The 15,294-nt window shown below is 38.0% G+C and carries 12 protein-coding genes; 3 read left to right on the top strand and 9 right to left on the bottom strand.

Features of this window, described 5'->3' with window-relative positions:
- Positions 1–2 precede the first annotated feature (2 nt).
- A complete protein-coding gene (locus KO521_RS01560) occupies positions 3–203 on the bottom strand; it encodes a sulfatase/phosphatase domain-containing protein (protein WP_215938150.1) in 201 nt (66 codons plus the stop codon).
- A gap of 72 nt (positions 204–275) precedes the next feature.
- On the opposite strand from KO521_RS01560, the gene KO521_RS01555 reads away from it, so the two are divergent.
- The gene (locus KO521_RS01555) at positions 276–653 is read left to right on the top strand and encodes a hypothetical protein (RefSeq protein ID WP_215938149.1); all 378 of its coding nucleotides are present in this window, start codon (positions 276–278) and stop codon (positions 651–653) included.
- Positions 654–734: 81 nt separating this feature from the next.
- Entirely contained in the window at positions 735–3,032 is a 2,298-nt protein-coding gene (locus KO521_RS01550; protein ID WP_215938148.1) for a TonB-dependent receptor, read from the top strand.
- 84 nt (positions 3,033–3,116) lie between these two features.
- Here the strand turns inward: KO521_RS01550 and KO521_RS01545 are convergent, their stop codons facing one another.
- The 8 genes from KO521_RS01545 to KO521_RS01510 form a co-directional block, all read right to left on the bottom strand.
- Positions 3,117–3,323 (bottom strand): YgaP family membrane protein, encoded by a 207-nt coding sequence (locus KO521_RS01545; protein ID WP_194534316.1) that lies wholly within the window; start codon positions 3,321–3,323, stop codon positions 3,117–3,119.
- An 18-nt stretch (positions 3,324–3,341) separates the two neighbouring features.
- Positions 3,342–3,647, bottom strand: a complete 306-nt coding sequence (locus KO521_RS01540) for a hypothetical protein (protein ID WP_194534315.1) — start codon at positions 3,645–3,647, stop codon at positions 3,342–3,344.
- Positions 3,648–3,659: 12 nt separating this feature from the next.
- Positions 3,660–6,893 (bottom strand): efflux RND transporter permease subunit, encoded by a 3,234-nt coding sequence (locus tag KO521_RS01535; protein WP_194534314.1) that lies wholly within the window; start codon positions 6,891–6,893, stop codon positions 3,660–3,662.
- Positions 6,894–7,032: 139 nt separating this feature from the next.
- Positions 7,033–8,115 carry an efflux RND transporter periplasmic adaptor subunit gene (locus tag KO521_RS01530; protein WP_215938147.1) on the bottom strand — a complete coding sequence of 361 codons (1,083 nt, stop codon included), beginning with the start codon at positions 8,113–8,115 and terminating at the stop codon, positions 7,033–7,035.
- Positions 8,116–8,158: 43 nt separating this feature from the next.
- Positions 8,159–9,460: a TolC family protein gene (locus KO521_RS01525; RefSeq protein ID WP_215938565.1), complete on the bottom strand. Its 1,302-nt coding sequence runs from the start codon at positions 9,458–9,460 to the stop codon at positions 8,159–8,161.
- A gap of 168 nt (positions 9,461–9,628) precedes the next feature.
- On the bottom strand, positions 9,629–9,823 hold the full coding sequence (locus KO521_RS01520; RefSeq protein WP_215938146.1) for a DUF6132 family protein: 195 nt from the start codon (positions 9,821–9,823) through the stop codon (positions 9,629–9,631).
- Positions 9,823–9,960 (bottom strand): hypothetical protein, encoded by a 138-nt coding sequence (locus tag KO521_RS01515; RefSeq protein ID WP_194534311.1) that lies wholly within the window; start codon positions 9,958–9,960, stop codon positions 9,823–9,825. The genes KO521_RS01520 and KO521_RS01515 overlap by 1 nt, the downstream gene beginning before the upstream one ends.
- 57 nt (positions 9,961–10,017) lie before the next feature.
- Positions 10,018–11,472, bottom strand: coding sequence for an NAD(P)/FAD-dependent oxidoreductase (locus KO521_RS01510; RefSeq protein WP_215938145.1), 1,455 nt, complete (start codon positions 11,470–11,472; stop codon positions 10,018–10,020).
- A 536-nt stretch (positions 11,473–12,008) separates the two neighbouring features.
- On the opposite strand from KO521_RS01510, the gene KO521_RS01505 reads away from it, so the two are divergent.
- On the top strand, positions 12,009–15,248 hold the full coding sequence (locus KO521_RS01505) for a ligand-binding sensor domain-containing protein (RefSeq protein ID WP_215938144.1): 3,240 nt from the start codon (positions 12,009–12,011) through the stop codon (positions 15,246–15,248).
- The last annotated feature ends 46 nt before the right edge of the window (positions 15,249–15,294 follow it).

The raw sequence follows: 15,294 nt of genomic DNA, 5'->3' as shown, positions 1-15,294 counted from the left end.
GACTACCAGAAATCGTTTTCCTTTTCGGCATTCATTTCTTTATAGATATCTATATATTCTTGATCCAACTCTGGAAAATCTTTATATTTCTTTCTAAGCTCTACTAATTTCTGTTTTAGCTCTGTTACTATTTCCGAATAGTCAGGGTCATCAAATACATTATTCAATTCTTGCGGGTCTTTTATTCGGACTTTTTTATCCAATTATTTTAAGAAACCAGCTTTAAGGTGACTTTTGTCACTTTCTAAACCAAAAGTAGCAGTTACATTTGCCCTGTGAAACCATCGCAGCTCATCATATCAATTATATTTTTGGCCATAACCCTGGCAAGCAGCTTAAAGATTGCAGGGATTATTGGCTACTATACTTTGTTCACCGAGGATTTTATTGAAACCCTTTGCGAAAACAAGAACAAACCAGAGTTACAATGTAATGGCAAATGTGCATTATCCCAAATAATCGCTCAAGATAGTCAAGAAAAAAACGCCCCTTTAAATCTTGAATTTCTAAAAATTGAAACACTTTTTTTTCTGCATTCCCTTTCTGAAGTGAGGTTTCCATCTGTTTTGACCACACATAGTTTTGATTTAATCCATACGGATAATTATAACTTTCGTTTTTCAGACCGCATCAAGCATCCTCCCAGAGTCTAAAACTATACTCCACTTTCTTATTCCGAATGCTGACAACCGCATTCGATAGTATTTACACGTATAATTTAATAGATTCCAATTATGAATTTCAAATATCTATTGGCATCCCTACTGTTTACTATTGGGCAATTAAGTATGGCCCAAAATTTCAACGGAAAGGTTTTAGATGGCCAAAATAACAGTCCCCTCCCAGAAGCACATGTCATTGCTCAAAATGGTAAAGCTACCTACACAGACGCTGATGGAAATTTCCAACTCTCAATTCCTGAAAAAGGTACTACCGTTACCATCTCCTATATGGGATATAAAACCATACAACAATTTATATCTCCTTCTGATACCGTTAACCAATTTCTTATAGAAGAAGAACCCTTTGAAGTAAATGGCGTAATGGTAACCGGTAACGCGAAAATAGATCCCGTATTTGCCGTAGTAACCAATGACTACGTTAAGAAAATAGTGCAACCTAGAAATGTTGCCGACCTGTTCAATGACCTCAACGGTTTTTCCTTGATAAAACGAGGAAACTATGCTATTGACCCCTCATTTAGAGCTAGCCAATATGAACAATTAAATGTGCAGTTTGATGGTGGCACAAAAGCTATGCATGCATGCCCGAACCGGATGGACCCTATTACTACCCATGTTATTCCGGAAGAAATAGAAAAAATAGAAATTATTAAAGGTCCTTATACCGTACGCTATGGAGCTACGTTTGGTGGTATAGTTAATTTGGTGACACAAAAACCAGGGGTTGAAGACTACGGCATTAGCGGAAGCGTGCAGGGTGGTTATGAAACCAACGGAAACTCACTGGTTTCTATGGCACGGTTACAACAGGCCACAGAAAAATATGATGTGGTAGGCAACGTAGGCTTTAGAGATTTTGGTAATTATGAAGATGGTGATGGTATAGAAATTCCTTCGTCTTTTAGAAGTTTGGACTATGGATTACGCGTGGGCTATAACTTTTCCGAAAACCAAAGGCTGCAAGCGCATTGGCGTCAATCATTCGGAAGAGACGTTCTACATGCCGGACTGCCCATGGATACGGAAACAGACGATAGTTCTATCTTATCTTTGGATTATAACTTAAATGGCCTAAGTGGTGTACTCAAAGGCTTAGATGCCAAAGTCTATTACAGTTATGTGGATCACTTAATGAACAATGCGCAGCGCCCAACTTTTATGATGGTAGATGCCGTATCTTCTGTAGATGCCGTAACCGCAGGAGGGAAATTGGAATTGGAGCTCAAACCTTCTGAAAAACTAACCTTGTTTACCGGTATTGATATGCTTCATATTGCTAGAGATGGACAACGTACCAGATTGGTGAAACAAAATGCTATGGGCACCTTGGCAACACCAATGGAATTTACCGATAAGGTTTGGCAAGATTCATATATCAATGATTTTGGATTGTTCGTAGAAGGAAAGTACCCTATCAGTCCTAAGACTATTTTAACGGCGGGTTTACGTTACGATGGAGTGATATCCGATATAAAAGATCCTGAAGCAGATTTTTCTGCATTATATACTGATTTAGACAAACGTACAGAACATAATATAAGCGGTACGGCATCTATTAAGTATGCCCTATCCAGTCAGTTTTTAATGGAGGTTGCCTATGGTAGAGGCGTTCGTTCCGCAAATATGGTTGAGCGTTTTATCAATCATTTTAGCGTTGGGCAAGATTCGTATGAATACATTGGCAATCCTAATCTTGATGCGGAGGTAAACAATCAATTCGAGGTTGGTTTTAAAGGAAAAATACCTTTGAAGGCCAATGGTTTTGACCAGTTTAATTATGGTAGTTCTTTCTACTATTCTTTCTATGAGAATTATATTGTGGCCGTAATAGATCCCACCCAAACCCGAAAGTTCATGCCTACGCAAGAACCCACAAGCGTAAAGGTTTTTAGAAATTTGGATGATGCCTATAAAACTGGCTTTGAAGTAAATGCCGGAGTAGATTTTTTAAATAATTTCAATTTTACTACAGAGCTATCTTATGTCTACGCCAAAAATAAAGACTTAAACGAATCCTTACCCCTTGTACCGCCTTTGGTAACAAGATTTAAACTAGGTTTTGAAAAAGAAAAATTCTGGGCGAACGCCAATTATACCTTAACATCAAAACAAGATAACATTGCTGTTTCTTTTGGAGAAACTGTAACTGATGGGTATGATATTTTGGATGTACGCTTAGGCGTGGTTCCTTTTAAAAATGTAACTATTGGGGTTGCAGCTTTAAATGTGTTTGATAAAACATACAACAACCACTTAAATTTCTCTTACAACAATCAAGCGGATTTTGAGAGTGTACCGATAAATGACCCCGGAAGAAATCTATCGGCTTTCGTTCAGTACAAGTTTTAATCTTATTATTAAACTAAAATGCCCCGTTGAACATAACGTTCAGCGGGGCATTTTTTATTTGATATGCCGTAAAGGTTCAGTAGCTTAAATACTACAACCTTTCCCTTCTTTCTTAACGCCTAACTTCACAAGGATAGTTTCTAACAAGCACCACTTTGTAAATGCCGATTGTATTAGGTTTACCCCTATGAATACCGTAAACCATAACCAATTTATACTTACGTATACGGCTAGAACAACGCTTAACAAAACCATTATACCAACGATAACTCTAAAATATGTATTTAGCATTTTCATTATTTTTTTAAATTAAATATACCTTTCAATAGGCACTACAGCTCCCTTAATAGGATTACTAGTTTTCAAGGTGGTATTGAATTCTCTGATTAGTATAAAAAGAGTATCAATTTTATCTTCTTCAACAAAAGAAAAGAACAAACTAGATTCTACGCCTTCTTTTTCGCTGGGAAACCAACTGGCCGCCCGTAATACTTCGGTATGATTTTTATACCCATCAATACCTGAACTGCTAAAGCTATCAATACCAGCTTTTTTGAATAGCCGCAGGACATCCTTTTCAAATTCCTCTACGACAGTTACTATAAGTAGTTTCATTTTTATCTTCTTTTAGTCCGCAATCTTATCTGTTGTTTCTTCTATTTTTACTTCAGGGTAATTCTTACGCTCTATTAGATAATAGACCAAAGGCACCACTAGCAAGGTCAATACGGTAGAGACAATTGTCCCTCCCATTAAAGAAATTGCCAGACCTTGAAAAATTGGATCGAATAAAATAACAAAAGCTCCGATAACCACGGTTCCCGCAGTTAACAAAATAGGGGTTGTACGTACGGCACCAGCTTCAATTGCTGCTTGTTTTAAGGGAACACCCTCGTCAAGACGTAAGTTTATAAAATCGATCAGCAATACGGAGTTCCGCACCATAATACCCGCTAGCGCTATCATTCCAATAAAAGAAGTGGCGGTAAAGAACGCACCCATAATCCAATGGCCTAAAATAATTCCTATTAACGACAAGGGTATGGCTACCATCATTACAATAGGGGCTTTAAAGTTTTGAAACCATCCTACAATCAAGATATATATCAAAATTATGGCGCCTAAAAAGGCAATTCCCAAATCTCTAAATACCTCTAACGTAATCTGCCATTCTCCATCCCATTTTACGGTATAATCATCTTCAAATTCCGGCTGACCTAAATACATTTCGCTAATGGAATATCCTTGTGGGAGGGCTATCTCTTTTAGCTTTTCTTCCATTCCTAAAATAGCATATGCGGGACTCTCCAATTCTCCTGCCATATCGGCCATTACATACACCACTCTTTTTTGGTTTTTGCGATAGATACTCTTGGCACTTGTTGTCTCGGTAATATGTACCAAGTCAGATATAGAGACCATATTCCCCTGTTTAGAGGTTACTTTTAATTGCGAAATGTCAGCAATAGTAGATTTTTCCTTTTCGTCCAAAGCCAACACCAGACCTACTTGGTCGGTCGCATCGGCATCGTATAGATTAGTTATCGCTCTATTGGATAATGCCATATTCATGGTGTAGGCAATTTGCTGCGGCGCAATACCATATAACATTGCTTTTTCCTTATCGATTTCAAATTGAAATTCGGTTTGGTCAGCTTCTACCATCCAGTCAATATCCACTACATCGTCCGTATTTTTTAAAATATTTTGAACGCTGTTAGCAACTTTAATCTGTTCCTCATAATCAGGTCCGTAAACCTCAGCAACAATAGTAGACAATACCGGAGGTCCCGGTGGAACTTCTACCAATTTTACGTTGGCATTATATTTGGCCGCAATTTTCTGAATATCAGGTCGTAGTAATTTTGCAATATCATGACTCTGGGCAGAACGTTCGTCTTTTCCAATAAGATTTACTTGAATATCTGCCATATTACTACCACCGCGCAAATCGTAATGACGTACCAAACCGTTAAAGGTTATAGGTGCTGAAGTACCCACATAATTTTGATAGTTCACCACTTCTGGTCGTGTAGAGAGGTACTGCGCAATTTCTTGGGCTACCACTCCCGTACGTTCAAGTGTAGTGCCTTCGGGCATATCTATAACCACTTGAAATTCGTTCTTGTTATCAAAAGGTAGCATTTTTACGGCTACCGATTCTGTAAAGAACAAGGCCATGGACCCTAAGAGCAACAAGAAAGTTAATCCCAGAAACATCCAACGTTTGCCTTTGTTTTCAATAAGCGGACGCTCAAATTTGTTATAAACCCTATAGATGTAGGTATCTTCCAAAGGTTTTTGTGGCTTCTCTACTTGTCCTTTTTTGTCTTTTTCCCTTAAGAAAATATAGCCCAAATAAGGTGTGATTGTCAAAGCCACGAACAAAGACAAAATCATAGCAATAGATGCGCCAATAGGCATCGGAGCCATATACGGCCCCATTAGCCCAGATACAAAAGCCATAGGCAACACAGAGGCTATTACCGTAAAAGTTGCTAGAATAGTAGGATTACCTACCTCGTTAATGGCATACAATGCCGCTTGCTTAAAAGGCAGGCGTTTCATCTTAAAATGCCGGTGCATATTCTCGGCAATAATTATGGAGTCATCTACCACAATACCCGTTACGAAAACCAAAGCAAAAAGCGTAATTCGGTTTAAGGTATAATCCAGCATATAGTAGCTCAATAGTGTTAAGGCAAACGTTATGGGTACGGATAAAAATACCACCAAACCACCACGCCAGCCCATGGCCAACATCACCACAAGGGTTACGGCTATGATAGAACCTATAAGGTGTAACAATAGTTCAGACACTTTGTGTGAAGCCGTTTCCCCATAGTTTCTGGTAATTTCTACATGTACGTCATCAGGAATCAATGTACTGCGTAAATGCTCTACCTTATCGATTACGATATCGGCAATTTTCATCGCATCAGCACCCTTTCTTTTAGCTACCGAAATGGTAACCGCAGGGTATTCAGATTTGTAATCCGTTACCTTATCACTCGCCTGGCCAAATCCTAAGGATACATAACTCTGTGGAATTTCAGGACCATCAATAATACGGGCAATTTGCTTTAAATAAATGGGTTGGTTCTGTTGTACACCCACCACAAGATTCTCTACATCGGTTACCGATGCCAGAAAACTACCTGTATTCACCAAAAATTCGGTATCGTTTTTATCAAAACTTCCAGAACTTAATTGCGCATTGTTCGCCTTGATCATTTCAGAAACCGATAAGAAATCCAAGCCGCTAGCAGCCAGTTTATCCTTATCCAAAACCACACGCAACTGGCGATCTTGATTACCAATTTTATGGGTAACCGCCACATCATTTACCTTCTTGATCTCACTTTCTAGCTCCTGCGCCATTTGGCTTAACTGGTAGCCGTCATAATTTTCGCTCCACAGGGTAAGCCCTAGCATAGGTACATCGTCAATAGCCCTGGTTTTTACCAACGGAAACGTTACACCTTGCGGCATTTCATCCATGTGCTTATTGATTTCATTGTACAATTTCACGAACGAGCGTTCAATATCCTCACCCACATAAAACTGCACGATCACCATGCCCTGCTCCTTCATGGAAGTGGAGTACACATACTCCACGCCTTTGATATTCGATATCAATTTCTCCAAAGGCTTTATCACGCGCGACTCTACCTCAGTAGGACTCGCCCCGGGATATCCAACAAAAATATCGGCCATAGGCACGTCTATCTGGGGCTCTTCCTCCCTCGGAATCAAAAACGAACTGTACACCCCAATGACCATAAAAACAACCATTAACAACACTGTTAATTTGCTGCCTATGAACATTTTGGCAATTTTACCTGCTAATCCTTCTTTCATTGCTTTGTATCTTATATGGGCGTTCGGGCGGGCTTTTCACTTCTACTCCTCGCATTCTTTATCTGTAAGCAGATCAAGAACACTGTGGGGTATCCGTTGCAATCCCTAACGCAACCGCTCGTTATCTTTTGATTCTTATTTACTGTATGCTAACCTTTGCTCCGTTGAACAATTTTCCGTCAGAGGAAAGAATGTATTTTTCATCTTGGGACAGGCCGGATAATACTTCAACCTTATCGCCAAAAACACGTCCCAAACGCAACCAGCGTAATAAAGCCTTGTTGGTTTCACTTACCGTATACACACCGCTTAATTGTCCGTTTTCAACCAAAGCCTCCGTAGGAATCATAACCGCAGTTGCATTTGCTTTTCTTTCCACAGGAAACTGTACCGTAGCATACATACCGGATAAAATTTTGGCATCAGAAGCTTCCAACATTACTTTTACCAGATATTGACCACCTGTATTCTTTGCTGACGTACTTACTTCTACTACCTTTCCTTTTACGGATTTACCCAAGGATTTTACGAGTACACTTACTTCTGTATTGGGTTGGATTTCCAAAATCTCGGATTCAGGCACACTAGCCAAAACTTGATGTTTCCCAGGCGATTCTACCTCCAACAAAGGCATTCCCGGGTTGGCCATATCTCCCGCGCTTATAAATTTGCTGGTAACCACTCCGTTAAAAGGAGCGCGGATATTCGCATACCCCATCTGGGCATTTACACCGTTCTTCATTTGTTTAGCGCTCTCCAAACGGGCTTTGGCCATATTGTAATTAGCGGTTATATCATCCAATTCCTTTTGCGAAGCACTATTCTCATTGAACAAGTTCGTAAAGCGTTGGTAGTCTTTCTCTGCATTGGTATAGGCTGCTGTGGCTTCCGTAATTCCTGCATTTACCTGAGCTAATTTTGCCGAAACATCTGCATTATTTACACTCAATAAGAGTTGGCCATTTTTTACCTTATCCCCTACTTTCACGTAAATCTTATCTACATACCCCATCATTCGGGTACTGATATTGGCACTTTTGGCCGCCTCGATTTTTCCGCTGGCCGTTACAAATGAATTTTCTGTATTTTCAGCAACTGCACGTACTTGAACAGGTACTACTGGAGAGTTGTCCGCGACTGCTTTCGTTTCTTTTCCGCCACAGCTCGCCAAGGCAAGTGTTAAGGTTAAAACTGCTGCTATGCTATAATTTTTGTTTCTCATCGTTTTAGAATTAGGTACTAGGTAAATAAGTATTCGTAGTTTGTTATCGGGTCAAAAATTGTACGTAAGCCAAGGCATAATTGTGTTGGAAAATAGTGCTGTAATATTCCAGTTGCTTTTGCGCATATTGGGTCTCGGCCATTAATAAATCCGTTGTTTTCTCCAAGCCTTGTTGAAAACGGTTGGTACGTATGCGCAAAGATTCTTTGGATTGTTCTAGGGCAAGGGCCGTAAGCTCCAAGTTGTTCTTGGCATCTTGGAGCGAACGTTTAGCCCTATTCAGCTCTACCTGACTTTCAGCTGTATATTGCTCTAATTGTATTTTTGATTTCTCGTATTCCGCTTTACTTTTCTGTGCTTTTCCAAAGCGCTTGCCGCCTTCTAGGATATTCCATTTTAACTCGGCACCGAACAAATAGCCGTTGGAAGCTCCTTGAAAAATTTCATCATCATGAAGTTCATAAGTTCCAAAGGCATTCAAGCGTGGTAAAAAACTCATTTTATCTGCCTTGTTCATTTGGCGATAAGCTTCACTTGCCGAAGTCATAGCTTGAATATCCGCTCGGTTTTCAGAAAACTCTTGTTGCCCTAAATCATTGACCGTTACGGTAAGTGAATCTGTGGGTTGTAAGATGGCATACGTGGTATCATCCATTAAAACTGATAGGTAATTAGAAGCATTTTGAATATTACTCTTGGCATACTGCAACTGGTTTTCGATTTCCCCTACCCGCACTTGCACGGCAAGAACATCTGATTTCTGTAAATATCCTTGCTTAAAACTATTGTCTGCAATACGTTTGTTCTCTACTGCAGCTTCTTTTGCTTTTTCTAAAACCGCTACCGTTTTATAGGCCAACTGCAGTTGCATATAAGCCTTGTCTATTTCCAAAGACATATATTCCTGCGTACGTTCCGATTGAAATCTGGTAGCATTGTATTTGGACTTGGCCGCCTTTCGTTGAAATATGCCATCAAAATTTATAAGTGGTTGCTGTACTTCCACCCGTGTAGCAAAATCTTCAATCTGACTAGGATTGTTTAACAAGTCCGGAGCAAAATCACCTGAAGTCAAAATAGACTGGTTAAGTTTCGAACCAAAAGCCATTAACGGGTTGGTGGTTGCTATTCCCGTATGTGAAATTCCAATATTGGGCAACAGCGTAGCATTGGTTTGTTTATAGTCACCCAGAGCTGCCAGAACATCCTGCTCCGCCATTTTAAGGGTGTTGTTATTTTCTTTTGCCTTTGCAATAACCTCGGCTTTTGAAATGAGTATGGTTTCTTGCGCTTGTGCGTAAAAGGAACCTCCCAAAAAAATCAGTATCCAAAAAATATACTTCATCATTATTTAATTTTCTACAAAATTACAGTCAGCTTTTATGCTCCACAGTAACCATTGTTACCATTCAAAAAAGTAATGCGTTACTCCATTTTTCCAAATAAAAAAAGACCCTTCGTTTACCGAAGCGCCTTTCATTTACCTACCTATAGATTCTAATTAATAACCTATTTATTTCTTAGGAGATTTTATGAACATAATAAATACTAATCCTCCCATTAGAGCCCCGTATAATGTGCTGTTCAAAGGTTTTGAAGTGATGGCACAAGTGCCAGAAACACAACCAATTTCCGAATAATATATATACTCGGAAATTGCCCCCACAGCAATGCCAAGCACTGTAAGCCAAACTATTTTTCTTGTCATTAGGATGTTGTTTTTCGGGTGCCACCATGGCCTCCGGCCACAACAATCAATATCTTTAAACTCAACCAAATGAACTTGAAGAACTGAATAATGGGATTCCTCATAATGAATCGTTTTGATTTTGATATTCTTTTCATCTTTTTCTATTTGTAATTAAATCACTTGCCAATAATAAATACCTTCTCTCCTAATTTCTATTCAGGAATGAGCCACCAGAACGGTTTCATTTTGGCCTTATACATAAAAGCATAATGCAAGGCTAGTTTCAGCCAGTGGCCAGCTAGGCCAATTTCTCCAAAAGTCTTGCCCAATTTTCTGCCGTGGGTATCCGGGTACTTTTCAAAATCGGGTACAATTGGGAAGGTGGTAATGCTTATTCCGCTTCCTTGGGTCATACCATACCCTGCAGATGCAATACATGCCGCACCCATATTACCCATAGATCCTTTGTGCCGTAATTCTTTTTTTCCTTTAATAACATCTATAATATTATCCGCAACCAACTTGGCCGTAATTCCGGATGGCATTCCCGTACGTGGTGGTGCCGGAGAAATAGATGTACCGTTTTTACTTACCCTTGGTTTGGAAATGGCATGTGGTGGCGCAAAGGCAATACCTGGTGCGAATATATTTTTATATGACGGATTCTGATACGTTTCCGGCCAATCTTGCACGCTCCAATTTTCATAAGGTTTTGGCGTGTAATCTGCATCTACCAGCATAAAGCCTTTAAAAAGCTTATCCGTAATCTCTACATTATTTTTATCGTAAGCCTTGAACCCATGACCTGAAAAAGCAGGAATCAGCATAGCAAAATCATAGGTTTCGGATTTTTGCTCGCCCTCCAAATTTTCATAGTGGGCTATGCCATCTTCAATTTTATTTACTCCAGCCCCTAGAATCCATTTTATTCCTCGGTCTTCAAAAACCATTTCCACCATTTCGCTAGACTTCATAATGTTGCTGCCATAGCTTAACAAAACGCCATCCATACCAAAATCGCCCAATTGATATTCGTTGGAAATCCAAGTAATTTCAGCCATATCCCGTACATTATGTTTGTGAAGTTCTTTTTCCACATTTAAAATATACTCAAAAGCAGCTCCTTGGCATGTTGCCTTGGCATGGCCCGTACCTATTAATATTTTTACTTTTTCTCCCTTCTTCATTCTTTGAATGAGTTCGTCCAATCCTTGCCATGCATGCTCTGCATGGGTATAGGTACAAACTGAATAGGTCTTATTGGTTGCGGGCAAAAGCCCTTCTGTTTGATCAAAAGCCAATTTTGGACCTGTTGCATTAATTAAATAGTCGTAGGTTACTTTTTCCGTCCTGCCCTGATCTTCCTTAAGAACGTACTGTATGTTTACATAAGGTTTTAAAGTTTCGGTATCTCCTTCTGGATGAAAAGTGGTCACCTTGGCCCTTTTGAAGTCAATGCCTTTTTTCTTATATAATGGTGTTAGGGGAAAAAGAATATCTTCCGATTTCATCCTACCCACACCTACCCATATATTAGAAGGTATCCATTGGTAATTTCCGTTAGGAGAAACAACGACCACTTCATGTTCTTTTGACAACTTTCTCCTTAGGTGAGTAGCGGCCACATGACCCGCTATTCCTGCTCCCAGTATTACAATTTTAGACATTTTGATTCTATTTTTTAAGTAAAAGCTTATGTAGTATAGCGTGAGTCCAAAGAATTGGAACTGCACAGGAATCTTCAACTTTAATACTGTAAATTTCAATATTTCGTAAAGCGCTCACAGCAACTTTTGTTACAAAAAAGATTTGGTTTTGCAGCGTTGCATGGTATGATAACTGTTGTACATACGTCCTAGAACAAAGTCTTTTATAAAATATTACACTATTTTGTAAGAATTTAGATACTTAAATATTTATATTGCAAGTATAGGCTAAACATATACCAGTATACCGGTACACTTGCTTTTACATGATAAAGAAGTTGAAGTAAGATTTAAAGGCTAGTACATGAGATATAGATTAACTCATAAAGCAAAATCTAGTTTATTCAAAAATAAATACTTTAAAATAGCAACCTTACTTTCTAAAAATAGAAAAATAGCTCGTGGCAAAAAATACTAGTACTGACCTGATAAAAAAGCAGTTTTAATTTTTGTAATAGATTTTATTGACGATGATTACATAGAAAAACAACTAACAAATGCAATGTTCTCTCACGAATGTATTATTAACTTCAGCGTTATTTCTCCTTTTTATTTTAGGAGTTAACGCTCAGTCTGATAATCAGTTTTTAGAGAAAATTGATATTGAAAAAGGGCTTTCCTCAAATTACCCTACTTGTCTTATTGAAGACTCTAAAGGTTTTATTTGGATTGGCACGAACAATGGATTAAACCGATACGATGGTTACAAACCTAAAATATTCAAGTACAACCCGAAGAATAGCAACACTATATCAGAAAATTGGATTACCAGTCTATTAGAAGATTCTAATGGCAATATATGGATTGGCACAGAAGGTGGCGGCCTAAACCTGTACAATACAACTACGGGCGCTATAACTAGATTTACCCATAAAAAAAATGATTCCACTTCTATCAGTAGCGACGTAGTACACAGAATATACGAGGATAGTAAATCAAGACTTTGGATTGCCACAAAAAATGGATTGAATTTACTAAATCGTTCCAATCAGACCTTTCAGCATTGGAAACAGCCTAAAGCATGTCAAAATTGTGACTATTCCGTAAAATCCTTGGCTGAAGATGACAAAGGCAATCTTTGGGTGGGGGACGAGTTTCAAGGACTTTACTACTTCATCCCATCAACTGGTAAATTCACTAAAACTCCTTTGAGCGCTTCCAATGAAAATGCACTTCCTTCAGAATTTATAAATGATATATATTATTTAAACGGCGTGCTTTGGGTAGGTACGGACAATGGTTTAACTGTATTGGACACACACACTAAACCATTCAAAAAAATACCACTGGATGTAACCGATACATATTCCATTAACAAAATGTGTATATGGAAGATTTATAATGACCATAATGGTAGTATTTGGTTATCTACAAATGGTAGCGGCTTATTGAATTACAACATAGAGACCCACGAGATAAAAATATATAAGTCCGATGGAAATTCTGCATACAAAATAGGAAGTAACTCCGTAGAGGATGTCATTGTGGATAAATCCAAAAATATCTGGATGGCTACCACAGGAAACGGCTTAAACAAATTTGACTTAAAAAACCTAAACTTCAGTCATTGGGAAAAAGACAACCATAATAGTAATTCATTGGTCCATAATGGCGTACGGGCAATGTTGCAAGATTTAGACGGTACTATATGGGTAGGAACCAACAATGGTCTAAGCCGGTTCAACCCAAAAACCAAGCTATATAGAAATTATATAAAGGATTTTAATTACAGAGGTGATGTTAATATTCCGAGAATACGTGTTATTGAACGTTCAAAAAATAATGACATATGGGTAGGCACGCAAAGTGGTGGCCTCTATAAATACAATCCAAAGCAAGATAGATTTATCCTAGAATCGGGTTTTGTAAAAAACAGATTAGCAAATAGAATAGGACACGTACAAAGCATACATGAAACGGAAGATAATATACTATTAATTGGAACTGTAGGAGCTGGTATGGTTACCTACAATACAATTACAAATGAAATTAAGAGTATCTACTCAAAAGATAAGCCCAATAAAATCTTAACGAGCTTAACGGCCTATTGTGTACTAAAATCTTCCAACTCAGAAATATGGATAGGTACAGACGGAGGGTTAATTCTGCTCAACACCCATACTTTTGAATTTAAATTATGGGAAAATAAGGAAGATTGTGAAAACTGCATTGTTGGAAATAAAGTTCGTTCCTTGTATCGTGATAGCAACAATAGCATATGGATCGGAACCAGAAGTGGCTTAGCAATATTTGACCCCGACTCTGAAAAATTTGAGCAATATACCGTAGCCGATGGCCTTCCTAGTAACATCATATTTGGGATTCTACACGGCGTTGATGGTAATATTTGGGTGACAACCCCAAATGGATTGTCTAAAATAAAGCCGCTCACCATGCAATTCAAAAATATTGCCATACCCGGAAACAATATACTGGATATGGGAGGGCATGCTCAAGGCTTGGATGGTAATTTATTAGTAGGAGGCACATCTGGATTTACAATTTTCAACCCAAAGGATATTAAAAGTAATCCTCACATCCCTAACGTAGTTTTTACGAACATTAAAGTTAACAATGAATCTATAAGATTTGGCAAAACCATTTCCGAATTGGATTCAATAGACCTATCCCATAATCAAAACAATTTAAAATTTAAATTTTCTGCTTTAGAATTTACAAATTCCCAGAATAATGCATACAAATACAAATTAGAAGGATTTAATGATAACTGGATTGCGCATGGCAATAAACATGATCTTACTTTTACCAATTTAGATCCAAAAACATATGTTTTAAAAATTAAAGGCTCCAATAATGAAGGGGTTTGGAATGAACAAGAAACATTATTGACTATTAACATAAAACCACCTTTTTGGAAAACACTGTGGTTTAGACTACTTGTTGTTTTATTATTGATCGGATTCCTTTTTACAGTCTATTATTTGCGGGTTGACAGATTGAAAAAAGCAGAAGCTTTGCTTAAAAAAGAGGTCTCTAAACAAACTAAGGAACTAGTAGAGAACAACAAAAAACTAGAGGAACTAGATAGAGAAAAGGACGGAATCATTGGGATTATGGCTCATGACCTTAGAGGTCCTCTTAATAACATTCAAGGTCTTAGTCAGCTTATAGAAAGTAATGAGAACTTAGATGATGAACAAAAAACATACATTGGGTACATTCATAAATCTGTTAGAAATGGCAATAGCTTAATCACAAATTTGCTCTTTATGAGCAATGTTAATCACCCTGAAAAAACAATTGAATTAAAGGATATAGAGCTTTCTGAATTTATAGAAGAATGGGAAAAAAGCTATATAAGCAGGTTAGATGAAAAAAATCAAGAACTGAGGAAGTTTATTGATAAAAAACCACTCCTAATTCATTCGGACCAAAAATTGGTTACCCGCATTTTTGATAATTTAATGACCAACGCAATTAAGTTTTCAAACAAAGGAAATAAAATTGACCTATCCGTAAAATCCAGTAACGACTCCATAATGATTTCATTTAAAGATTATGGCCCCGGCATGTCTGAAGCTGATAAAAATAAAGCATTTAAAATGTTTCAAAAACTCTCCGCACGACCAACCGATGGGGAAAGTTCCCATGGATTGGGCTTAGCTATTATTAAAACATTGGTTGAAAAGCTAGAGGGCTCAATTAAAATTGAAAGTGAACTGGGGCAAGGTACTGCGTTTATTATCCGTTTACCTAAAGGTAAAAATGTAAACTAAACTTCTATAACCATTTTTAAGGCTTTTTGGCTCGCCCACACCTCTA

Origin of the sequence: Zobellia uliginosa (assembly GCF_018860745.1) — a bacterium.
Lineage (GTDB): Bacteria > Bacteroidota > Bacteroidia > Flavobacteriales > Flavobacteriaceae > Zobellia > Zobellia uliginosa_B.
The sequence above is the reverse complement of the archived record's forward strand: the minus strand, read 5'-3'. Positions and strand labels throughout refer to the sequence as shown.

Excerpts from the sequence above, each read along its gene's own strand:
- KO521_RS01550 (WP_215938148.1), top strand. The coding sequence starts at position 735 with ATGAATTTCAAATATCTATTGGCATCCCTACTGTTTACTATTGGGCAA.
- KO521_RS01545 (WP_194534316.1), bottom strand. The coding sequence starts at position 3,323 with ATGCTAAATACATATTTTAGAGTTATCGTTGGTATAATGGTTTTGTTA.
- KO521_RS01540 (WP_194534315.1), bottom strand. The coding sequence starts at position 3,647 with ATGAAACTACTTATAGTAACTGTCGTAGAGGAATTTGAAAAGGATGTC.
- KO521_RS01535 (WP_194534314.1), bottom strand. The coding sequence starts at position 6,893 with ATGAAAGAAGGATTAGCAGGTAAAATTGCCAAAATGTTCATAGGCAGC.
- KO521_RS01530 (WP_215938147.1), bottom strand. The coding sequence starts at position 8,115 with ATGAGAAACAAAAATTATAGCATAGCAGCAGTTTTAACCTTAACACTT.
- KO521_RS01525 (WP_215938565.1), bottom strand. The coding sequence starts at position 9,460 with ATGAAGTATATTTTTTGGATACTGATTTTTTTGGGAGGTTCCTTTTAC.
- KO521_RS01520 (WP_215938146.1), bottom strand. The coding sequence starts at position 9,823 with ATGACAAGAAAAATAGTTTGGCTTACAGTGCTTGGCATTGCTGTGGGG.
- KO521_RS01515 (WP_194534311.1), bottom strand. The coding sequence starts at position 9,960 with ATGAAAAGAATATCAAAATCAAAACGATTCATTATGAGGAATCCCATT.
- KO521_RS01510 (WP_215938145.1), bottom strand. The coding sequence starts at position 11,472 with ATGTCTAAAATTGTAATACTGGGAGCAGGAATAGCGGGTCATGTGGCC.
- KO521_RS01505 (WP_215938144.1), top strand. The coding sequence starts at position 12,009 with ATGCAATGTTCTCTCACGAATGTATTATTAACTTCAGCGTTATTTCTC.